The following is a 20,196-nucleotide window of genomic DNA, read 5'->3' as shown; positions in this document are numbered from 1 at the left end:
GTGGTAACTGGGTCAAGCCTGCCAGCGACGGAAAATCAACGAGGTGTTGATGCCGCCAAATGCGAAGTTGTTGCTCATTACATATTCGGTCTGCAGCAGGCGGCCTTCACCGGCGATGTAATCCAGCTCGCCGCAGCGCGGGTCGATCTCGCTCAGGTTCAAGGTTGGTGCGAACCAACCTTCGCGCATCATTTCCATGGTCAACCAGGCTTCGAACGCGCCGCAGGCGCCAAGCATGTGGCCGACATAGCTCTTCAGCGAGCTGATCGGCAGCTTGTTGCCGAACACCTGTGCGGTGGCCTGGGTTTCGGCGATATCACCATGGTCGGTGGCGGTGCCGTGGGCATTGACGTAGCCGATCTGTGACGCGTCCAGGCCGGCATCCTGCAGCGCCAGACGCATTGCCTGGGCCATGGTGCCTGCGCTGGGCTGGGTGACGTGCTGGCCATCGCTGTTGGTGCCGTAGCCAACCACCTCGGCCAGGATGTTGGCACCGCGTGCCTGTGCGTGCTCCAGTTCCTCCAGCACCAGGGTGCAGGCACCCTCGCCCAGCACCAGGCCATCGCGGTGCGCGTCGAACGGACTGGGCGTGGTCTGCGGTGCATCGTTGCGTACGCTGGTGGCGAACAAGGTATCGAACACCGCCGCCGCGGTCGCATCCAACTGCTCGGAGCCACCGCCCAGCATCACCGTCTGCTTGCCCGAGCGGATGGCCTCATAGGCCGAACCGACGCCCTGGCTGCCCGAGGTACAGGCGCTGGAGGTGGTGTAGACGCGGCCGCACAACCCGAAGAACACGCCGATATTGACCGGCGCGGTGTGGCTCATCATCTTCAGATAGGTCGTTGCACTGATGCCTTCGGTGGTCAGCTCATGCAGCATGCGCCCGAACTCACCGGTTGCATCGTGGCAGCCCGACGAGGAACCGTAGGCAACGCCGGCCATGCCGCTGCGCAGCACCGGGTGGCCAAGCAGGCCGGCCTGCTCCAGCGCCATTTCAGTAGCCCGCACCGCCATCACCGCCACCCGCCCCATCGAACGGGTGGTCTTGCGGTTGTAGTTGGACGGCAGCTCGAACGGCTGTGCTGGTGCAGCCAGCTTGGTGTTCAGCCCTGCATAGATATCCCACTGCGGCATCGGCTGCACCGCATTGCGGTAGGAGCCAAGATGCGCCCGGATGCTGGGCCAGTCGTGGCCCAACGGGCTCAATGCGGCCGCACCGGTGACCACCACACGACGATCCTGGTACGCCATCAGACCATTCCTCCGTTGACCGAAATCACCTGCCGGGTGATGTACGCAGCCGGCTCGGACAATAGAAACGCAACCGTGGCCGCCACTTCGTCCGGCTTGCCGACGCGCCCGGCAGGAATCAACTTCAATGCATGCTCAACCACTTCTTCGTTGAGCATCTCGGTTTCTATCAGCCCAGGCGCGACACAGTTGACGGTGATGCCACGGCTGGCCAGTTCCAGTGCCAATGCCTTGGTAGCACCGATGATGCCGGCCTTGGATGCGCTGTAATTGACCTGGCCGCGGTTACCAGCCACGCCCGACACCGACGACAAGGTGACGATCCGGCCCGGCTTGCGCCGCCGCACCATCGGCATGATCAGCGGATGCAGCACGTTGTAGAACCCGTCCAGATTGGTGTGGATGACCTGATCCCAGTCATCCTCGCTCAGCGCCGGGAAGGCGCCATCGCGGGCGATGCCGGCATTGCACACCACGCCGTAATAGGCACCGTGCTGCTGCACATCGGCCTCCAATGCCGCACGCGCCGCAGCGCGGTCAGCAACATCGAATGCCAACACGCGCGCCTGCCCGCCTGCCGCCTGGATCTGCGCGACCACCGCCTGCGCCTCCTCGACGCGGCTGCGGCAATGCACCACCACAGCAAAGCCATCGCGCGCGATACGCAGCGCAATCGCCCGGCCGATACCACGACTGGCCCCGGTGACCAGTACGCTCAGATTCTCTGTCATGCCTCTCCACTCTCCAGATACGCCATCGCATCGGCCGGCTCGAACACCGACACATTGGCCACGGCCCATTGTTCATCGCCTGCCTGCAAGCTGCAGGCAAACATCCCCAGCCCATTGTCCGCCAGCAGCTCGCAGCGCGCATCAATGCGCAGGCGGGTACCGCTGGGGAAGACATCGCGTGTGCTGGTGTAACGCCTGCTGCCCAGCAGGAAACCGATATTCGGTTCCCGCCCGGCGCGGCGCGCGCGGCAGCCCGCCCAGGCCGCGATGGCCTGCGCCATGTACTCGATGCCTACCCAGGCCGGCACCCCGCCGTCTTCGACAAACAGGCCTTCATGCGGCACCACCAGCTCGGCCTGGATGGTTTCGTCGTCCCAGCGCAGCACACGGTCCAACAGGCACATGCCGTCGCGGTGCGGCACTACCTCCTCGATGGCGTAGCACTCAGCCATGTGCAGCTTTCTCCATGGCCAGCACGGCATTGCTGCCGCCAAATGCGAACGAGCTGCTCAGCACCCGCTGCGGCGGCGTCGCTGCGCGCATGCCCGGTACCACCAGAGCAAGCGCTGGCAGCGCGTCATCGGCTTCACCGTCCCACCAATGCGGCGGCAGCTGCTGCGCGGGGTTCTCAGCCAGGGTGATCCAGCACAATGCAGCTTCAATCACCCCCGACGCACCCAGCGTATGCCCGGTGAGCGGCTTGGTGGAGCTGCACGGCACGTCCAGGCCGAAGGTACCGGCCACCGCCACGCTTTCCATCGCATCGTTGTGCTGGGTCGCGGTGCCATGCAGGTTGATGTAATCGACCGACGCCGCTTCCCAGCCGGCACGCTGCAAGGCCTGGCGCATCGCCAGGGCTGCGCCCTGCCCGCTCGGATCCGGTGCCGACATATGGTGCGCGTCGGAGGTCTCCCCCCAACCCGCCAACTGCACCGGACCCGGCTCGCGGGTCATCAGGAACACGCCCGCACCTTCGCCGATATTGATGCCGGAGCGATTGCGCGAGAACGGATTGCAACGCGCCGCCGACACCGACTCCAATGCGCTGAAACCGGCAACAGTAAAGCGACACAGCGAATCCGCGCCGCCGGCAATCACCGCATCCACGACGCCGCTGCGCAGCAACCGCGCCGCCGACATCAAGGCCTTGGCACTGGACGAGCAGGCCGTGGACAGCACCCATGCCGGGCCGTCGATGCCCAGGTAGCTGCGCACGAAGCGCGCCGCCGTGCCCATCTCCTGCTGCGCGTAATCAAACTGCGGCGGCCACTCACCACTGGCGTAGTACGTAGCCAGCGCTTGTTCGGATTCACCGATGCCCGAGGTGCTGGTGCCCATCACCACCGCCACGCGTTCACTGCCATAACGGGCAATCGCCGCGCGTGCGGCCGGCTCGATCTGCTGCAGGGCGGCCAGCAACAGCGCATTGTTGCGCCCATGCAGCGCCACCGGCAGGTCATGCAACGACGGCAGCGCTGACTGCACCGCGCCCACCACCAGCGAACGCCCGGGAATCACCGTATCACTCAGCACCGAGCCAGCCAGCTGCGGCTGGAACAAGGCCTGCGCGATCTGTGCCCGATCCGCGCCCAATGCGCAGATCACACCCAGCTCGTTCAAATACACCGCACTCATGGTTGCTGCACCTGCATGTCTATCGAATGGATCTGCAACGAATAGCCTTCGGCACGATTGTCCAGCAGCAGCGTGCCATCGGCACTGCGCTGCAGCTCGAGCCAGGTCGTGTCGCCCTGGCGCAGTTGTCGACGCACACCGTCATCCAGCACCGACCAGCCGCTGGGCAATGCCGCGGCAATCGCCGCGGTAGGCCACAGCGCGAATTGCAGATCGTCCAGCACGCGTTCGGCACGGACCTGCGGCGGCAGCCATGGCGCGCGCTCCTGCTGCAGGTGTTCGCCGTCCCAGCGCAGCCGCACGCCGGTTCGGCCCATCGCCTGTACGGCCAGCTGCAGCTGCTGGGCGTCGGCCTCCAACAGCGCATCGAGCTCGCGCTCGTGGCTGCCAAAGCGGAACTGCAGCTGCTGCTGCAGCGCCAACGGTGCCGGCAGGCTGGCTGGCGACAAGCGCAGCGTCGGCAGCTCAACCAGCGGCTTGGGCATGCGGCCCGCACACGCGGCCAGCAACAAGCAGACGACAAGGCTGGTGATCAGGCGCCGCACAGTTCCTCCAGCACGCGCATGCGTCGCCCACTCTCATCGGCCACGTAGGGATTTTTGGTATCCCAGGCATAGCCGGCCAGGATCGAGCAGATCATGGCGCGGATCTCGGGCTGCTGATCGGGGTGGTAGATGATCTTCTGGAAGCCACCCTGATACCACGCCTCGACGAAGCGGCGGAAGGTCTTGACGCCAGCACGCAGCGGTACCGAGAACTCGGCTTCCCAGTCCACGCTTTCACCGGCATAGCGGCGCGCAAGACATTCACTGGCCAGCTGCGCCGACTTGAAGGCGATGGTGACGCCGGAAGAAAACACCGGATCGAGAAATTCGCCGGCATTGCCCAGCAAGGCATAGCCCGGGCCATGCAGCGAGCTGACATTGGCCGAATAACCGGTGATGCGACGTACCGGCAGCACCGCCCACTCGGCGTTGACCAGCAGCCGGCTCAGGTTGGGGTCTTCGCCGACAATGGCCTGCAGCTTCTGCAGGTCTTCACCCTCGTAGCGTTCGAAGAACGAGGGCTCGGCCACCACGCCCAGCGAGCAGCAGCCGTTGGAGAACGGAATCGTCCAATACCAGACGTCAATATGCTCGGGATGGGTGGTGATCAGGATCTTGTTGCGGTCAAAGTCCGCATCGACCGGGATGTGATCACGCACGTGGCAGAAAATCGCGCCGCGCACCGGGAAGTTGGACGGTGATTCCAGCTGCAGCAGGCGCGGCAGCAAGCGTGCAAAACCCGAGGCATCCAGAATGAAGTCGGCTTCGATGCGGTACTCGCTGCCATCCGGGCGGCGCACGGTCACCGCCGGCTGCTCGCCCGGCTCCACTGCCAGCACTTCATCGCCGAACCGAAGAGTGGTACCCATGCGCTCGGCGCCACGCGCCAGCACATTGTCGAAGTCGGCGCGCTGTACCTGGTAAGTAGTGCCCCAACCCGGCGAGAACTTGTTGCGGAAATCGAACGCGGTACGCGCCTCGCCATGCACGAAGGCCGCGCCGTTCTTGTGCTGGAAGCCAGCTTCCACCACGTCCTGCAGCAGTCCTGCCGCCTCGATGTATTCCATGCTTTGCGGCAGCAGACTCTCGCCGATGGAGAAGCGCGGGAACTGCTGGCGCTCGATCATCAACACCTGGCGGCCCTGCTTGCGCAGCATCGCCGCAGCGACCGAACCGGCCGGGCCGGCGCCGATGATCAGGATTTCAGTACGTTCCACGTTGGGTGCCATCGATGCGTCCTTGAGAGTCCAGTTACACGTTGAAGATCAATCTGCCGCAGGTGCATGCGGCGGCGGCCGGAACAGCGGCGAGATCAGCCAGACCAGGCCGATGCCGAACAACAGGGTCAAACCAAATGCACGCAACGCCGGCGTCGCCGACAAGCCCAGCAAGCCGAATGACAACCAGGTACTGGCCGCGCCCACGCATACCGCCAGCCATGCACTGGCATCGCCGCGGTGCTCAACCAGGAAGATGCCGTAGTCGATGCCCATGCCCAGCAGCAACATCAGCGCCAGCATGTTGAACAGCTGCAGCGGCTGCCCGAACAGACCCAGCAGGCCCAGGGTCAACACGCCCGCCAACAAGGTCGGCGCGAATACCCGCCACGCATTGCGCTTGTAGCGCAGCAACAGCGCGCCGAATACCAGTGCGATGCCGACCAGCAACATGCCGCCCATCAGCTTGCGGTAATGGCCAAGCAAGCGTGAGAAGTCGGCAGTGCGATCGACCCAGCGCACGCCGTCCAGGCCCTTGGCGGCATCGCCCAAGGTGGTCAGCGCATCGGCACGCGATAGATCATCCACCATCACCACGCTGGCCACCTGCTCACCCAACTGGCCAACCCACAGGTGACGGAACGGCTGCGACGCCGGCGAGGCAAGGAAGGCTTCGGCAGTCAACGGTACCGACGAGAATGCAGGCCGCGCCAAAGGCTCGCCAACCGCCTCCGAGACCATTGCCAGCACCTGCGGTTCGGCAGCACCGGTCAGCGCCGCGTCGGCCTGCTGACGTGCCGGCGACGGCAGCCAATCACTGATCGCGCGGTAGCCGCCGATCTTTCCACTGTCAGCCAACGCGCGCAGCTTTGCGGTCAACGCTTCTTCGCGCTGCAGCAGCTGCGCCGCGTCGGCACCCTGCACCAGATAGAACTGCGCCGGACTGGGCATGCCCAGCAGCTGACTGAGGCGGATCTGCTCGGCCATCAGCTGTGGCGGCGAGGACTGCAGGCTGCGCAGGTCATCGTCGGTCTGCAGACGCGCAATGCCGATGCCCGACAGCAGCACCACCGCGATCGTCACCAGCAGCATCTGCCGACCGTTCTGCAGGCGCGGCCAGCGCTCCAGCGTGTTACCCAGCCATTGCGAGAAGCGGGTGGGCGCGATCTGACCACCGTCCAGATACGGGAACCAGAAGATCACCGTGGCGAACGCTGCGGTCAGCCCCACCACCGAGAACACCGCCATCTGCCGCAACCCGGGGAATGGCGCCAGCCCCAATGCCACATAGGCCAGCGCGCTGGTCAGCAAGGCCAAGCACAGGCCAGGCAGCAGATGCCGCAGCAGCTTCCAACGGCGTTCGGCAGGCTCGGCCTGGCGCGAGGCAAACCAGTGGATGCCGTAGTCCTCGGCCACACCCACCAGCGATGCGCCGAACACCAGGGTCAGTACATGCACTTTTCCGAATACCAGCACGGTGACCGCCAGGGCCACGCCGCAACCAATCAGCAGCGAGGCGGCGACCAGCAGGATCGGCCGCAAGGAGCGGAACGCCAACCACACCAGCAGCAACACCGCGGCCAACGATCCCCAGCCAATGGTGTTGATCTCGCGGTTGGCCTGTGATGCCGCAGCTTCAGCATGCAAGGGCACGCCGGCATGCAGGATTTCCAGATCCGGCGCTGCGCTACGTGCGGCGGCGCCGGCACGTGTCAGCAGTGCATCAAGGTGGCGCTCGCCATCGAGCTGGAAGGCCGAATCGCGGGTTTCAAACTGCAGCACGGCCCAATGCCGGCCTTCGGCTTCGAGCAGGCCGTCTTCGCCCAGCTGCAGGCCGGAGGCGCGCGCCTGCTGCTGCCACCATTGCGGCCACAGCGACAGCGGGTCCTGCCGCCATTCGGTCAGGCGCGGCGCGCCCATCGGCCCGTACAGGCTGGCCAATGCCTGTTCGCCCAGCAACGCGGGATCGGCCTGCTGCAATTGCTGGCGCTGCTCGGCGGTGAGCAGGCGGTCGCGCCAAGGCGCGTAGAAGTCGCGCGCCTGCTCGAACCAGCCTTCAATCGAGCCGCTGGGCTGCAGCAAAGCGGTGTCGACGTCATTGGCCATGCTGCCGGCGAATGCGTCCTGTGCGCGCTTGGTGGCTTCACTGTCCGCGCTACCCAGCAACACCACCACCTGCCGCGCACTGCCATCGGCGATGCGGCGGGTGACGTCGGACAATAAACGGTCGTGCGCATCCTGCGGCAGCAACGCCAGGATGTCGGTATCAATGCGCGATTGCGTGCTCCACAGCTGCCATTGCTGTACACCAAGACCAATCAGCAACAGCAGCCAGGCCAAGCCCAGCCAATGCCACCAACTCCGCAGGCGCTCGGATGCTGCCACGTGCGGTTCAGTCAAAACGGCGTGCCTCATCGGCACTGAGCGCGGCCGGAGCCTCGGTCAATGCGCTGAACTGGATCAGGGTGCGGTCCTGGTTGGCCTCGATGATCTCCACCTGGCGCACGTAGCGGTCACCCTGCAAGGACAGCGACTGGAAGGCCTTGGCCAACATCGTCGACTTCGGCGTCAACTGCAGCCGCCAGCCCTGGCCTTCGCGCTGTGCCTTGATGTTGAACTGGCTGGACAAGGCCTGCACGTCGCCACTCATCAGCGCGAACATGATCGCGTTGACCGAGCGCATTGCTGGCTGCTGACGCGCATCCAGTTCCACCCGGTTGGTCCCATCACGCTGACGGCTGAGGATGCGATCTGCAGTGACCACGACTTCCGACGGGAACGGACGCTGCGTGGTCCAGATCACGCCGTGCTGGCGCGCCACCACGAACTGCCCCTGCGAGCGCAGCGGATTCTTGAAGCCGCTGACCTGCTTGTCCTGGGTGAACTGGCCACGCAGTACGTCCGGACGCGCCACCGACTGGGTGATCGCGTCCACCGCCGCATCGGCGGCATGGCTGATCGGCGCGAGCATCAGCAGCAATGCGCACAAGGCAATACGTGGATACATCGACAGACGCGTGATCATGGTGCCGGCACTCCCAGACGCTCCCACAGTACCGGCGGACTTTGGTACAGCATTTCCTTGCTGGCAGCGTCCACCGCCACCTGGATGGTGTGGGCGCGGGTCAGCAGCTGCCCATCAGCGGCATCATGGATCTGATAGTCGATTTTCAAGCGGTTCTCCCACTCGCTGATCTGCGCACGCACCCGCAAGGCCTGCTGGTACAGCAGCGGACGGATGTACTTGACCCGTGCATCCACCACCGGCCACAGATAGCCGGATTCCAGCATCTGCGGGTAGTCGTAGTCGTAGCGCTGCAACAACGCACAGCGCGCGATCTCGAAATACTTGAAGTAATTGCCGTGCCAGACCACATGCATTGGATCGCAATCATGGAAGGCCGGTGACAGCTCGATCTCGGCCACAAGTTCAACGGTCGACATACAACTCCCAACGCTGCGCGCGGATCTCCTCCAGCAGTTTCCGCAGTTCGCCATCCAGCGCGCGGTCTTCTTCGACCAGGGCGATGCGCTGCCCCAGGTCGGCGTACATATCAGCCAGACTGCCATGCAGCTGCGCGTTCATGCCAACCCTTTCGCGCAGGGCCAAGCCTTGCCGGGCGGAGATCAACATCGCCGCCACCACCTGTTCAGTCAGCTCGATCACGCGCAGGCAGTCGCGCGCGGCGATGGTGCCCATGCTGACCTTGTCCTGGTTGTGGCATTCGGTGGAACGCGAGAACACCGAGGCCGGCATGGTCTGCTTGAGCGCTTCGGCGGTCCAGGCCGAGACGCTGATCTGCAGCGCCTTCAGGCCGTGGTTGATGGCAGCACGCGGGCCAGTGGCAGCCGATAGATTGGCCGGCAGGCCGTGGTTGTAGCGTGCGTCCACCAGCAGCGCGAGCTGCCGGTCGAGCAGGTCGGCGAGATTGGCGACGGTGTTCTTCAGCGTATCCATCGCCAAAGCGATGTGGCCGCCGTAGAAGTGGCCACCGTGCAGGATGCGCTCGCCTTCGGCATCGATCAGCGGATTGTCGTTGGCACTGTTCAGCTCGGTTTCGATCAGCTGGCGCAGGAACGGCAGCGTGTCTTCCAGCACGCCGATCACGTGCGGTGCGCAACGCAACGAGTAGCGGTCCTGCAGGCGCTCGGCATTGCGCGGCGGGCGTTCGCTGTGCAGGTCCTCGCGCAGGCGCGCGGCGATGCGCATCTGCCCCGGATGCGGCTTGGCGGCAAACAGGGTTTCATCGAAGTGATGCGCGTTGCCGTCACTGGCCAACACATTGAACGCGGTCAGACGTGTAGCCAGGCGCGACAGGTAGTCGGCGCGTTGCCAGGCCAGGCAGGCCAGGCCGGTCATCACTGCTGTGCCGTTCATGATCGCCAGACCTTCCTTGGGGCGCAGCCGCAACGGGGTCATGCCGATATCGGCCAATGCGGCTGCCGCGGCCTGCACGCGTCCCTGGTAGAACACCTCGCGCTCACCACACAGCACCGCCGCCACATACGACAGCGGGGTCAGGTCACCACTTGCGCCGACCGAACCTTCGGCCGGAATCATCGGCAGCACGTCGTGCTGCAGCAGGCTGGTCAGCCCTTCCAACAGCGGCAGGCTGACACCGGACATGCCGCGCACCAACGAGGCAAGCCGCGCAGCCAGGACCGCGCGCGTTTCCACCGGGTCCAGATAACGGCCCAGGCCACAGCCGTGATAGGTGTACAGATGGTGCGGCAGTTCAGCGACCAAAGCCGGCGGAATATTGACCGTGCAGGAATCGCCGTAACCGGTGGTCACACCATAGACGACGCCGTCTTCGCGCAGCAGGCGATCCAGAAAGTCCGCCCCCTGCTGGATGCGCCCACGGAAACCGGCCTCGTCACTGAGCAGCGCGGCGCGCTTGCGCAGCGCCAGTGCGACCACGTCTTCGATGGTCAACGGTGCATCGCCGAAGCGGCACGCGGGAGCTTGCTTATTCTGCATGGGGGGCTTGGTCCCAGAAGGGGAAAAAGTTGAACCAGTCCATCGGGGACTGGATGAGTTGCCGCTCCAGCCAACAGGCAAATGCCTGCGCCTGGCCGGCCAGTGCCGCATCACGCGAGCCACGCGGCAGCACGATGCGATCACTGAAATGTTCGAATACCACGCGGTAGCCTTGGCCTTGATGCAGGCAGGCCATGGTATAGACCGGGCAGCCCAGCGCCGCCGCCAGTGCATACGCACCGATCGGGAACGGCGCGCGGTGACCGAGGAAGTCCGCCATTACCGTGCGTCCGCCATGCACCGGCACGCGATCACCAACGATGGCGACAAAGCCACCTTCGGCGACGCGGCGGCTCAGTTCCAATGCGGTGTCCGGGCCCATCGAAGTCACCTGCATCAACTCCACCTGGGCAAGCGGATCCAGCCGCTGCAGCATGCGGTTGAAGCGTTGTGCGTGCGCGGTATGCACCAGCACGGTGATGCGGAAGCCGGGCACCTGCTCGGCCAATACCTGGCACAGCTCCAGGCAGCCGATATGCGCAGTGAGCAGCAGGCCGCCTTCGCGACGGGCAATCCTGTCCAGCATCAGATCGCGCTGCAGCTGGATGCGCTCGGCCGGGTAGCGCCCACCCAGGCCAAGCATCTTGTCCAGCAAGGTGTCGGCGAAACTGAAAAAATGACGGAGGCTGTCACGCCGACGTGGCGCCCGCCCGAGCGCGCCGGTATGTGCCTGCAGCCGCTGCAGGTACTGCAGCGATGCACGCCGCCCTACCCCATTGCCCAGCCAGTGACAGAGCACCACCGGCCAAACACAGACACGGAACGGCCAGCGCCCGAACCAACGATGCACCCAGCACAGGAACAGCACGCCGGCCACCGAAGTGGACTCGCCGATATCGGCCCAGTGCGGTGTGTTGTTGGCAGCCATTACCGCGCCCCCTGCAGCCGCCGCCAAAGCAGGCGCGGGCTGCGCCACACCATGCCGAAGAACAGCCGCGTATGCATGCGGCTGATGCGCAGGTTGTCGCGCCACACATCGAAGTGCGACACACCATCGGAAGGATAGGTAACGCGGGTGGGCAGATGGATCACCGGCAGCTGCCGCCAGAACAGGCGCACCAGGATCTCGCTGTCAAAGTCCATGCGCCTGCCGATGGTTTCCTCGGCGGCAAGCCGTACTACCGGCGGCAAAGGATAGACCCGGAAGCCGCACATCGAATCGCGCAGGTGCAGCGACAAGGTATTGATCCACACCCACACATGGGTGAGGTAGCGCCCGTACAGACGCGCCTTGGGCACGCTCTCGTCGTAGACCGGTACGCCGCAGATCACTGCCTGCGGTTGTGCCTGCGACAAGGCCACGAAACGCGGCAGATCGCCGGTGTCGTGCTGGCCATCCGCATCGATCTGCACCACGTGGCTGTAGCCACGCCGCGCCGCTTCGGCGAAGCCTGCCAGCATCGCCCCGCCCTTGCCCTGGTTCTGTTCCAGCCGCAGCAGATCAACGTCGGCCTGCTCCGCCAGCGCACGCAGTACCTGCGCGCAGGCCGGGTGCGAGCCGTCGTCCACCAGCAGACACGGCAGGCCAGCAGCACGCACGCCAGCAACTACCGCGGCTATCGCCTGCTCGTGGTCGTATACGGGAATCACCACCAGCGCCGCGTAGGCGCCCTCGGCCTGCAGTGCATCACGCATCGGCAAATACCACCTTGCCGCTGGCGTGCACGCCATGCTCGGAGCTATAGCGGAAGCCCAGCACACCGCGCGCGACATCCCAGTCCAACTGCAACAACAGCAGTTGTCCCGGCCGCGCTACATGCTGGAACTTGACCGCATCCATACGCTCGAAGCGCGGCGGCATGTCGAATACCTGCCGGCCATAGCGGATGGCCCAATCCAACTGCGCGACCCCGGGCAGAATCCGCGCCTGCGGAAAATGTCCTTCGAATACCCGCAATGCCGGGTCCAATACCAGCTCGGCAACAGCGTTGCTGGGTGAACGCTGGAGCCAACGCGGCGTCGGTATCAGCGGCTGGAACAGCGCGGCCAAGGCCGCTTGGGTGACCTTGCCCTGCGCATTGAGCGGCAAGGCGCTGAGCAGGCGCCAGCGGCGCGGGCGTGTCACCGCATCATGGCTGTGCGCCAATACCGCTGCCAGATGCTGCTGGAAGGCACGACGGGCAGCATCGTCGGCAGCAATCAGCGCTGCATCCGTCGGCACCACCACCGCTGCGAGTTGCTCGCGTGCACCCGGCAATACCAGTACCCGCACATCCTCGACCTGCGCATCGGCGCGCAGCGCACGCTCCAGTGCATCCAGCGATACCCGCCGTTCTTCGATCTTGACGATGCGGTCGGCACGGCCGAGCAGGCGGAAGCGGCCTTCGGCCAAGGCTTCGACGCGATCCTGGGTCTGCCACCAATCCGTCGTCGGCAGATGCGCCGATGCCACCATCAGGCAGCCGTCTTCGATCCGCCACTGCACACCCGGGAGCGGCTGCCAGGTCGGCGCGGCATCGTGCCAGCGACGCCAGGCGACACCGCCGGTTTCGCTGCTGCCGTACACCTCGGTGGGCGCCACGCCCAACAATTGCCGCACCTGTGGCGCAGCATCGGCTGGCAACGGGCCGCCGGAGGAAAACACGGCGCGCAAGCGTCCGTGCAGCGCGGCCCAATCCAATTGCTCGGGCAGCCGTTTCAGATGCGCAGGTGTTGCCACCAGCACACTGTCGGCAGCGCTCAGCACCTTGATCAGGTCTTCATGGAAGAAACGACGCGGCTGGATTGCGCGTCCCGCGGCCAGTGGCCACAGCACCCGGAACAGCAGCCCGTAGATATGTTGATGCGAAACCGTGCCGTGAACCTGGGCACCTTCCAGCTCGGCGCCAAAGGCGGCCTGCAAGGCCTCCACTTCACGCGCCAGCTGATCCAGCCGTTTGCTGATCGCACTGGGCTCGCCAGTGCTGCCGGAGGTGAATACCACCAGCTCGCAGGCGCGCTCATCCAGGGGTTCCAATGCAATGTCGGCTGGCGCAGCCACTGCGGCCAGCGGCGCATGCACTGGATCGACGTCACCGGCAAAGCCACTCACCCGCGACTGCAGTTCGGCCAAGCTGGCCGGCAGGTTGTCGGCGGCCAGGAACACACGCTTGCCGGCATGCCAGGCACCAAACAGGGCCGCCGCAAACGGCAGCGCCTCATCAAAGTACAGCGCCCAATCGCGGCCGGGCGCGGCGGCAAATGCCTGCTGCCATGCCATTACCTGTTGGCGGAATGCAGCGTGGGTAACCGCCACGCCCTCGCACAGGCCGACGCAACGCGCCGGCTGCGGCTGCAGCAGCAACCGGTCCAGAGCGATCCACTCAGACATGGGCGTGCGCAGCCTTCACTCGCCGCCGTACCAACCATTCACCTGCAAACAACACAGCCATCATCACGTACGCCAACAATCCGTTGTACAGCGCCCAGGTCCGGTCCGACGCCCATAGCGCGGTTACCAGGGCCAGGCCCCCATTGAGAACAAAAAAACCGCACCAGACCTGGGTCACCTTACGGGTATAGGCCACCGCGAAGGGCGGCAGGTCCGGCTCCTGCAGGCGCGCCAGACGCTCCACCACCGGCGGCCCGAACCGCAGGCTGGTAGCAAACACCAACAACATCACCACGTTGACCAGCAACGGGTAAAGCTTCAATGGCAGTGCCTGATTGAGCAGGGTGGTCAACAAGGCCAGCACGCCGGCACCTGCAGCAGCAGCCATCCACAACGGCTGGCGGCTGGTCAACGCCCGCAGCAAGGCCAGCGCAAACAACAGCAAGGCCATCCAGCGGGGCTCGAAACGCCCCATCGCCAGATACACCAGCAACGGATAGGCAACCGTCAACAGGCCAAAGGCGAGCGCGCGGAACCGCGTCATGCCAGGCCTGCGCCGGTCCGGTCAGGCAGCAGCTTGATCGGGCAGCAGGCCATGCACGACGTCAACCACGTCCTGCACGGTGCGCACGGTCTTGAAGGCCTCCGGCTGCAGATTGCGGCCCAGCAACGGCTTGAGCTGCACGATCAGATCCACCGCATCGATGCTGTCGATGTCCAGGTCTTCGTACAGGCGTGCCTCGGGCTTGATCCGCTCCGGCGCAATCTCAAAACTGTCGTTGAGAATGCGAACGATATGGTCGAACAATTCACTCTTGGTCATGGCAATTCCTGGCCCGGTTACGACTGACGGGCAGCGACAAACTCGCTGAGCGCGCGCACGCTGGAAAAATGGCGGCGGGTCTCTTCCGAGTCAGCCGACAGGCTGACCCCATACTTTTTCTGCAGCGCCAAGCCAAGCTCCAATGCATCGATGGAGTCCAGGCCCAGCCCTTCGACGAACAGCGGCGCGGCGGAATCAATGTCCTCCGGCGCGATGTCTTCCAGTGACAGCGATGAAATGATCAATTCCTTGATCTCGTGCTCAAGTGCCTGCACGGTTCGGATCTCCAGCAAGATCGAAATAATGGGTGAGGTGGTCGGTGAGGCGACGCGCAGCCAGCGCATCCCCCTTTGAGTTCGGGGTATCGACCAGGAACGGGTGGATCTGAATATCTTCACCCACCTCGATCCGAACGTGGAAACGCCGCGGCGGCACAAGATACCATTTCTGCCCCTTCCCAAGGGTTGCCGGGCTGCAGCGGATGTGCACCGGGGTGACGTCCAGCCCACCCCTGACCGCGATATTTGCCGCCCCGCGCTGCAGCCGCAATGGCTGGCCAGGCACGCTGCGGGTGCCCTCGGGGAAGATCACCAGACTGCCACCGGCCTGCACCGCAGCAATGCAATCCTCCACCAGACCGGCGCCATCGTCATTGGAGATATAGCCAGCCGCACGCACCGGCCCGCGCATGAATGGATTGATGGCCACTGCGCGCTTGACCACACAGTCGGCGTTGGGCAGCAGCGATACCAGGAACACCACATCGATCAGGGTCGGGTGGTTGGCCAGCACCAGCAGACCCCGCCGCTGCAGGCGCTCAGCGCCGACGATCTCGTAGGTCAGCACGCCGAGCCGGCGCATCAGCCCGATATGCCCGGCAAAACTGAGCTGCACCAGGCGGCGGGCAATCCGGCGCCGGCGTCGCTCGTCGCGGATCAGCAGCAGCGCCGGCATCACCAGGCCACCCAGCAGCAAGCCGCCAATGCCGAAGGCAGCAAAACTGAGCCCGGTGGCGAACACCCGCCAGGCGTGGTTGAGCCAAGCGCGCCCAGCCTCAGCCATGCCGCGCCCAGACCCAGTCCTGACCATCAACGGTATTGATCATGCTGGCATCTTCCGACAAAAGGAACGCATGTGCAGCCAAGCCGCGCGGCAAAAGCAATCTCTCGGACGAACCCTGAGCAGCCCGCCAAGCCAGACTGAGCCGGGTGCCGGGCTGATCGGCCCGGCGCAGCCGCCAGCACCAGGCAAAGCCGGCATCGGGCTCATCCGCAAATCCCGCATACAGGGCCGGCAACGGCGCCTCGTACACAATCACCCGCACTTCGGGTGCGCCATCGGCCAGCAGGCCATACGCCTCCACGCAGGCTGCCTCCACCGTCGCCGCCCCGGCCGCAAGCGCCAGATAGTTGCTGCGGCTGCCGCGCATGATCGAGTACAGCGCTGCAACAGCGTTATGCACGGACAGACCAAACGCGGTCGGCGACATCGGCTCCTGCCCCACCAGCGACTGCAGCAGGGCCAGCGAGCGCGCCACATCGCCATGACGGGAGGCGAACACCAGCGGAATGTCGGCTTCATCCTCGGCCTGCTCACACCAGCAGGCTGCCTGGATTGCCATGCGCCCGAGCCGCTCGATACGCCGCCGCTGCATCGCCGGCACTTCCAACAACGCTGGCGCAGCGTCTCCCTGCGGCAGCCAGGGCCGCTCAGCCCAGGCCCGCCATTGCTCCGCCGTAGTCAGGTCCGGCGCCCACGCCGACCAACCGGCTACTGAAAATTCGATCATTGCCACCACTGCAATCCAACTACATGCCGCATGAAGCCCAGCTTGACTGAGCGACGCATTCCCCCGAATACGCCGCGACACCTGCAAAAACGGCATCTGCTGGGACCGTGAAGCGTGGCAAGCTATCATGAGACCCGGCCATTGGCAGCAGATTCACGGTATGGGCAACAGCAACCTCTTCATGCAGCAGGCTATGGCTGCCCAGCCCGGCACCCCGCATTCAGCGTTTCGCGCCAGCTATCTACCCGCCCAACAGGCCACCGCAGCGCTGGCCGACCCCAGCACACTGGCCGTATTCGGATTCAACGCCGGGCCAACACTGCACGAGGCGCCGCACTGGCTGCAGGTGCCATTGGCGATACATGGCGCCGACCGGATCGAAATCTGGCAAGGCGACACTGCCGCCGAGCATGGCAGCAGCGGTGCTGTGCGGTGGTCACGCAACGCCGAACTGCTGTTCACGTCCATCGAGGTCGCGGAAGTCGACGGCGATATCGAGGCCGCGACGGCCACGGCCTATGCCGCACTAAGCGAATTCCTGTCGCACAGCGATTACCCCTGCCTGCTGCGCACCTGGAATTACCTCGACGCCATCACCGAAGGCGACGATGACAACGAGCGCTACCGCCGCTTCTGCCTGGGACGCGTGCGCGGCCTGCAGGTGGTGAATGACGCCGCAATGCCTGCAGCCACCTGCATCGGCTGCTTTGATGGCCGCCGCCGGGTACAGGTGTATTGCCTGTCCGCCCGCCAACCGGGCTCACCGCTGGAAAACCCGCGCCAGGTCAGTGCCTATGCCTATCCGCGCCAATACGGCCCACAGTCGCCCAGCTTTGCACGCGCGATGCTGCCGCCACTTGCGACCGGCCTGCCGCTGCTGCAATCAGGCACGGCCGCCATCGTCGGCCACCGCTCACAACACCACGGCTCGGTGGCAATGCAGCTGGATGAAACCCTGACCAACCTGCAAAGCCTGATCGATCGTGCGCGCCAACAGCGGCCAGAGCTTCCCCCCCACCTTGGCGAGCAATCGCTGCTCAAGGTGTACGTCCGCAATCCGCAGGACGCGGCCGAGGTGAGCCTGCAACTGCAGCAGCGTGGCCTGGCCGAAACCGGTTTCATCGTGCTGCACGGCGAAGTCTGCCGGGCCGAGTTGCTGGTGGAAATCGAAGGCATGCACGGCTAAGGCCTGCACGACCAGGCCCGGCACAAAGGCCGGGCCAGATAAGCACAGCCTCAGTGATAGCCGGTTTCGGCCGTCACCTTGCCGCGGAACACCCGGTACGACCACACCGTATAGCCAAGGATCACCGGCAGCAGCAGCACCAGCCCGACCATGCTGAAACCCAGTGACGACGCTGGCGCAGCGGCCTGCCACAGGGTCAAATGCGGCGGCAGCAGATAGGGCCACATCCCCAGCACCAGACCGACGAAGCCGAGCACGAACAGCGCCAGGGTCAGCAGGAACGGCGGCAGGTCGCGCCGCGGGTGCATGGCGCTGCGCCACAGCGCTACCGCCACGGCCAGGGTCAACAACGGTACCGGCGACAGCCACCAGAAGTTGCCGTCGCTGAACCAGCGCTCCATCACCCGCGACTGCAGGAACGGCAGCCAGGTGCTGACCAGGCCCATGAACACGATCACCGCCACCATCAACGGCCGCGTCAGCGAGCGCGCCAAGGCCTGCTCACGGCCTTCGGTCTTGAGGATCAACCAGGTGCTGCCGAGCAGCGCATAGCCGGTGACCACCGCCACGCCGGTCAGCATCGAGAACGGGCTGAACCAACCGAATGCTCCGCCGTTGTAATGCCCGTCCTGCATCGGCAGGCCCTGCACCAGCGCGCCCAGAATCACGCCCTGCGCGAACGCCGCCAACAGCGAGCCCATCGCGAACGACACACTCCACAGCGCGCGCGAGCGATGCGCCTTGAAGCGGAACTCGAACGCCACCCCGCGGAACACCAGCCCCATCACCAGCAGCAGCACCGGCAGGTACAGGCCCGACAGCAGCACCGCATAGGCTTTGGGGAACGCCGCCATCAGACCGGCACCGCCGAGCACCAACCAGGTTTCATTGCCGTCCCAGATCGGCGCGGCGGTATTCATCATCACGTCGAGCTGCTGCTCGTCCTCGGCGAACGGCGCCAGGATGCCGATGCCGAGCACGAAGCCATCCAGCACCACGTACATCAGCACGCCGAAACCAATCACTGCGAACCATGCCACCGGCAGCCAGGTTGTCATCTCCATGTCAGCGCTCCTCCAGTGGTTCGTTGACGCCGGACAGCGGCCGCGCCGGGGTATGCATGCCGTCATCGCGCGGCGGCAGATCATGCGGCTTGGGCCCACTGCGCATGATCTTGACCAGGTACCAGATGCCCCAGCCGAACACGAACAGATAGCCGATCACGTACACCACCAACGACAACACCGTCATCCACACACTCTGCGTACCGACTGCATCAGCGGTACGCAGCACGCCATAAACCACCCAAGGCTGCCGGCCCATTTCGGTGACGAACCAACCCGCCACCAGCGCGACGAAACCGCTGGGCAACATCCAGTTCCAACCGCGCAGCAGCCACTTCGACTGCAACAGGCGTCCACGCCACAACTGGAAAGCCGAAATCCACGCAACCAACAGCATCAACGAACCGATCCCGACCATGATGCGGAACGCGTAGAACACCGGCACCACCGGCGGCCGCTCGCTGGCCGGCACCGAGGTCAGCGGCGCGAACGTGCCATCCGTGCTGTGGGTCAGGATCACGCTGCCGAGCTTGGGAATCGCAATCTCGTAATCATTGCGCTCCTCCTTTTCATTCGGCACCGCGAACACCACCAGCGGTACGCCTTCACCTGGCTTGCTTTCATGCCAGTGCGCTTCCATCGCGGCGATCTTCATCGGCTGGTGTTCCAGCGTGTTCAAACCATGCATGTCACCGACAAAGATCTGCACTGGCACCGTCAACGCCGCAAACGCGACCGCAGCGACCAACATCTTGCGGCCGGCCTCCACATGCACGCCACGGCGCAGATACCAGGCACCGACACCACCGATGACAAAGCACGTGGTGATGAACGAACCCAGCGCCATATGCGCCAAGCGATACGGGAATGACGGATTGAAAACAATCTGCCACCAATCCTGCGGATGCACGATGCCATCGACCAGCGTGTAGCCGGCCGGGGTATGCAGCCAGCTGTTGGAGGACAGGATCCAGAACGTCGAGAACAGCGTGCCCAGCGCCACCATGCAGGTGGAGAAGAAGTGCAGGCGCGGCGAGACCTTTTCCCAGCCGAACAACATCACGCCAAGGAAACTGGCTTCGAGGAAGAACGCGGTCAACACCTCGTAGGTCAGCAGCGGCCCGATCACCGTGCCAGCCACTTCACTCAGGCGCGGCCAGTTGGTGCCGAACTGGAACGCCATGACGATGCCGCTGACCACGCCCATGCCGAAGGACACCGCGAAGATCTTCTGCCAGAAGAAAAACAGCTCACGCCAGACCGGATTGCGGGTACGCAGCCAACGCCATTCGACGAAGGCCAGCCAGCTGGCCGTGCCGATGGTGAAGGCAGGAAACAGCACATGAAAACTGACGACGAATCCGAATTGGATCCGGGACAACAGCAGCGCTTCCACGGCCGCTTCTCCGCAACTCTTTAATTGGGGCGATTCTGGTCCTGTATTGGTTAAGAACGGATGTGACCGGATGTCGCAGTGCGTCAAAAAGTCGCAGCGGCTCCTGACCCTGTAGTGGGGGGGGGGGGGGGGGGGGGGGGCGCGGGGGGGGGGCGCCCCCGCCCCCGCCCCGGCCCGGCGGGGGGGCGGGGCGGCGGGATGCCGG

The 20,196-nt window shown here is 64.9% G+C and carries 21 protein-coding genes; 1 reads left to right on the top strand and 20 read right to left on the bottom strand.

Going from position 1 to position 20,196, the window contains the following annotated elements:
• Window positions 1-12: 12 nt before the first annotated feature.
• From ACVOLR_RS07070 to ACVOLR_RS06985, 18 genes are read right to left on the bottom strand one after another with little or no spacing between them, the layout of a single operon-like run.
• A complete protein-coding gene (locus ACVOLR_RS07070; protein ID WP_481535810.1) occupies window positions 13-1,254 on the bottom strand; it encodes a beta-ketoacyl-ACP synthase in 1,242 nt (413 codons plus the stop codon).
• Window positions 1,254-1,985: a 3-ketoacyl-ACP reductase FabG2 gene (locus ACVOLR_RS07065; RefSeq protein WP_481535809.1), complete on the bottom strand. Its 732-nt coding sequence runs from the start codon at window positions 1,983-1,985 to the stop codon at window positions 1,254-1,256. Before ACVOLR_RS07065 ends, ACVOLR_RS07070 begins: the two co-directional genes overlap by 1 nt.
• A complete protein-coding gene (locus ACVOLR_RS07060; RefSeq protein WP_481535808.1) occupies window positions 1,982-2,437 on the bottom strand; it encodes a hotdog family protein in 456 nt (151 codons plus the stop codon). The genes ACVOLR_RS07065 and ACVOLR_RS07060 overlap by 4 nt, the downstream gene beginning before the upstream one ends.
• Window positions 2,430-3,620, bottom strand: a complete 1,191-nt coding sequence (locus tag ACVOLR_RS07055; RefSeq protein WP_481535807.1) for a beta-ketoacyl-[acyl-carrier-protein] synthase family protein — start codon at window positions 3,618-3,620, stop codon at window positions 2,430-2,432. The genes ACVOLR_RS07060 and ACVOLR_RS07055 overlap by 8 nt, the downstream gene beginning before the upstream one ends.
• Window positions 3,617-4,105 (bottom strand): DUF3261 domain-containing protein, encoded by a 489-nt coding sequence (locus ACVOLR_RS07050; protein ID WP_481535862.1) that lies wholly within the window; start codon window positions 4,103-4,105, stop codon window positions 3,617-3,619. Before ACVOLR_RS07050 ends, ACVOLR_RS07055 begins: the two co-directional genes overlap by 4 nt.
• Window positions 4,106-4,152: 47 nt before the next feature.
• Window positions 4,153-5,394: an NAD(P)/FAD-dependent oxidoreductase gene (locus tag ACVOLR_RS07045; protein WP_481535806.1), complete on the bottom strand. Its 1,242-nt coding sequence runs from the start codon at window positions 5,392-5,394 to the stop codon at window positions 4,153-4,155.
• A 36-nt stretch (window positions 5,395-5,430) separates the two neighbouring features.
• Entirely contained in the window at window positions 5,431-7,797 is a 2,367-nt protein-coding gene (locus ACVOLR_RS07040; RefSeq protein ID WP_481535805.1) for an MMPL family transporter, read from the bottom strand.
• Window positions 7,775-8,407, bottom strand: a complete 633-nt coding sequence (locus ACVOLR_RS07035; protein WP_481535804.1) for an outer membrane lipoprotein carrier protein LolA — start codon at window positions 8,405-8,407, stop codon at window positions 7,775-7,777. The genes ACVOLR_RS07040 and ACVOLR_RS07035 overlap by 23 nt, the downstream gene beginning before the upstream one ends.
• Window positions 8,404-8,826 carry an acyl-CoA thioesterase gene (locus ACVOLR_RS07030; protein WP_481509198.1) on the bottom strand — a complete coding sequence of 141 codons (423 nt, stop codon included), beginning with the start codon at window positions 8,824-8,826 and terminating at the stop codon, window positions 8,404-8,406. The genes ACVOLR_RS07035 and ACVOLR_RS07030 overlap by 4 nt, the downstream gene beginning before the upstream one ends.
• Entirely contained in the window at window positions 8,813-10,363 is a 1,551-nt protein-coding gene (locus ACVOLR_RS07025; protein ID WP_481535803.1) for an HAL/PAL/TAL family ammonia-lyase, read from the bottom strand. The genes ACVOLR_RS07030 and ACVOLR_RS07025 overlap by 14 nt, the downstream gene beginning before the upstream one ends.
• Window positions 10,353-11,291, bottom strand: a complete 939-nt coding sequence (locus ACVOLR_RS07020) for an LpxL/LpxP family acyltransferase (RefSeq protein WP_481535802.1) — start codon at window positions 11,289-11,291, stop codon at window positions 10,353-10,355. The genes ACVOLR_RS07025 and ACVOLR_RS07020 overlap by 11 nt, the downstream gene beginning before the upstream one ends.
• Window positions 11,291-12,058 (bottom strand): glycosyltransferase family 2 protein, encoded by a 768-nt coding sequence (locus ACVOLR_RS07015; protein ID WP_481535801.1) that lies wholly within the window; start codon window positions 12,056-12,058, stop codon window positions 11,291-11,293. The genes ACVOLR_RS07020 and ACVOLR_RS07015 overlap by 1 nt, the downstream gene beginning before the upstream one ends.
• Window positions 12,051-13,733 carry an ApeI family dehydratase gene (locus ACVOLR_RS07010; protein WP_481535800.1) on the bottom strand — a complete coding sequence of 561 codons (1,683 nt, stop codon included), beginning with the start codon at window positions 13,731-13,733 and terminating at the stop codon, window positions 12,051-12,053. The genes ACVOLR_RS07015 and ACVOLR_RS07010 overlap by 8 nt, the downstream gene beginning before the upstream one ends.
• Window positions 13,726-14,277 carry a COG4648 family protein gene (locus tag ACVOLR_RS07005; protein ID WP_481535799.1) on the bottom strand — a complete coding sequence of 184 codons (552 nt, stop codon included), beginning with the start codon at window positions 14,275-14,277 and terminating at the stop codon, window positions 13,726-13,728. Before ACVOLR_RS07005 ends, ACVOLR_RS07010 begins: the two co-directional genes overlap by 8 nt.
• 21 nt (window positions 14,278-14,298) lie before the next feature.
• Window positions 14,299-14,556 (bottom strand): acyl carrier protein, encoded by a 258-nt coding sequence (locus tag ACVOLR_RS07000; protein ID WP_282271713.1) that lies wholly within the window; start codon window positions 14,554-14,556, stop codon window positions 14,299-14,301.
• A 17-nt stretch (window positions 14,557-14,573) separates the two neighbouring features.
• On the bottom strand, window positions 14,574-14,831 hold the full coding sequence (locus ACVOLR_RS06995; RefSeq protein ID WP_282271712.1) for a phosphopantetheine-binding protein: 258 nt from the start codon (window positions 14,829-14,831) through the stop codon (window positions 14,574-14,576).
• Entirely contained in the window at window positions 14,818-15,618 is an 801-nt protein-coding gene (locus ACVOLR_RS06990) for a lysophospholipid acyltransferase family protein (RefSeq protein WP_481535798.1), read from the bottom strand. The genes ACVOLR_RS06995 and ACVOLR_RS06990 overlap by 14 nt, the downstream gene beginning before the upstream one ends.
• Window positions 15,611-16,345, bottom strand: a complete 735-nt coding sequence (locus ACVOLR_RS06985; RefSeq protein ID WP_481535797.1) for a beta-ketoacyl synthase chain length factor — start codon at window positions 16,343-16,345, stop codon at window positions 15,611-15,613. The genes ACVOLR_RS06990 and ACVOLR_RS06985 overlap by 8 nt, the downstream gene beginning before the upstream one ends.
• A gap of 181 nt (window positions 16,346-16,526) precedes the next feature.
• On the opposite strand from ACVOLR_RS06985, the gene ACVOLR_RS06980 reads away from it, so the two are divergent.
• Window positions 16,527-17,531, top strand: a complete 1,005-nt coding sequence (locus ACVOLR_RS06980) for a chorismate transformation FkbO/Hyg5 family protein (protein ID WP_481535796.1) — start codon at window positions 16,527-16,529, stop codon at window positions 17,529-17,531.
• A 50-nt stretch (window positions 17,532-17,581) separates the two neighbouring features.
• Here the strand turns inward: ACVOLR_RS06980 and cydB are convergent, their stop codons facing one another.
• On the bottom strand, window positions 17,582-18,595 hold the full coding sequence (cydB, locus tag ACVOLR_RS06975; protein ID WP_481535795.1) for a cytochrome d ubiquinol oxidase subunit II: 1,014 nt from the start codon (window positions 18,593-18,595) through the stop codon (window positions 17,582-17,584).
• A 1-nt stretch (window position 18,596) separates the two neighbouring features.
• Window positions 18,597-19,991 (bottom strand): cytochrome ubiquinol oxidase subunit I, encoded by a 1,395-nt coding sequence (locus ACVOLR_RS06970; RefSeq protein WP_481530437.1) that lies wholly within the window; start codon window positions 19,989-19,991, stop codon window positions 18,597-18,599.
• Window positions 19,992-20,196 lie beyond the last annotated feature (205 nt).

Source organism: Stenotrophomonas sp. STEN030, from assembly GCF_056759995.1.
The sequence above is the reverse complement of the archived record's forward strand: the minus strand, read 5'-3'. Positions and strand labels throughout refer to the sequence as shown.

Excerpts from the sequence above, each read along its gene's own strand:
- ACVOLR_RS07065 (WP_481535809.1), bottom strand. The coding sequence starts at position 1,985 with ATGACAGAGAATCTGAGCGTACTGGTCACCGGGGCCAGTCGTGGTATC.
- ACVOLR_RS07030 (WP_481509198.1), bottom strand. The coding sequence starts at position 8,826 with ATGTCGACCGTTGAACTTGTGGCCGAGATCGAGCTGTCACCGGCCTTC.
- ACVOLR_RS07040 (WP_481535805.1), bottom strand. The coding sequence starts at position 7,797 with ATGAGGCACGCCGTTTTGACTGAACCGCACGTGGCAGCATCCGAGCGC.
- ACVOLR_RS06980 (WP_481535796.1), top strand. The coding sequence starts at position 16,527 with ATGCAGCAGGCTATGGCTGCCCAGCCCGGCACCCCGCATTCAGCGTTT.
- ACVOLR_RS07050 (WP_481535862.1), bottom strand. The coding sequence starts at position 4,105 with ATGCCCAAGCCGCTGGTTGAGCTGCCGACGCTGCGCTTGTCGCCAGCC.
- ACVOLR_RS06985 (WP_481535797.1), bottom strand. The coding sequence starts at position 16,345 with ATGATCGAATTTTCAGTAGCCGGTTGGTCGGCGTGGGCGCCGGACCTG.
- ACVOLR_RS07015 (WP_481535801.1), bottom strand. The coding sequence starts at position 12,058 with ATGCGTGATGCACTGCAGGCCGAGGGCGCCTACGCGGCGCTGGTGGTG.
- ACVOLR_RS07045 (WP_481535806.1), bottom strand. The coding sequence starts at position 5,394 with ATGGCACCCAACGTGGAACGTACTGAAATCCTGATCATCGGCGCCGGC.
- ACVOLR_RS07025 (WP_481535803.1), bottom strand. The coding sequence starts at position 10,363 with ATGCAGAATAAGCAAGCTCCCGCGTGCCGCTTCGGCGATGCACCGTTG.
- ACVOLR_RS07070 (WP_481535810.1), bottom strand. The coding sequence starts at position 1,254 with ATGGCGTACCAGGATCGTCGTGTGGTGGTCACCGGTGCGGCCGCATTG.
- ACVOLR_RS07060 (WP_481535808.1), bottom strand. The coding sequence starts at position 2,437 with ATGGCTGAGTGCTACGCCATCGAGGAGGTAGTGCCGCACCGCGACGGC.
- ACVOLR_RS07035 (WP_481535804.1), bottom strand. The coding sequence starts at position 8,407 with ATGATCACGCGTCTGTCGATGTATCCACGTATTGCCTTGTGCGCATTG.
- cydB (WP_481535795.1), bottom strand. The coding sequence starts at position 18,595 with ATGGAGATGACAACCTGGCTGCCGGTGGCATGGTTCGCAGTGATTGGT.
- ACVOLR_RS07005 (WP_481535799.1), bottom strand. The coding sequence starts at position 14,277 with ATGACGCGGTTCCGCGCGCTCGCCTTTGGCCTGTTGACGGTTGCCTAT.
- ACVOLR_RS07055 (WP_481535807.1), bottom strand. The coding sequence starts at position 3,620 with ATGAGTGCGGTGTATTTGAACGAGCTGGGTGTGATCTGCGCATTGGGC.
- ACVOLR_RS06990 (WP_481535798.1), bottom strand. The coding sequence starts at position 15,618 with ATGGCTGAGGCTGGGCGCGCTTGGCTCAACCACGCCTGGCGGGTGTTC.
- ACVOLR_RS07010 (WP_481535800.1), bottom strand. The coding sequence starts at position 13,733 with ATGTCTGAGTGGATCGCTCTGGACCGGTTGCTGCTGCAGCCGCAGCCG.
- ACVOLR_RS07000 (WP_282271713.1), bottom strand. The coding sequence starts at position 14,556 with ATGACCAAGAGTGAATTGTTCGACCATATCGTTCGCATTCTCAACGAC.
- ACVOLR_RS07020 (WP_481535802.1), bottom strand. The coding sequence starts at position 11,291 with ATGGCTGCCAACAACACACCGCACTGGGCCGATATCGGCGAGTCCACT.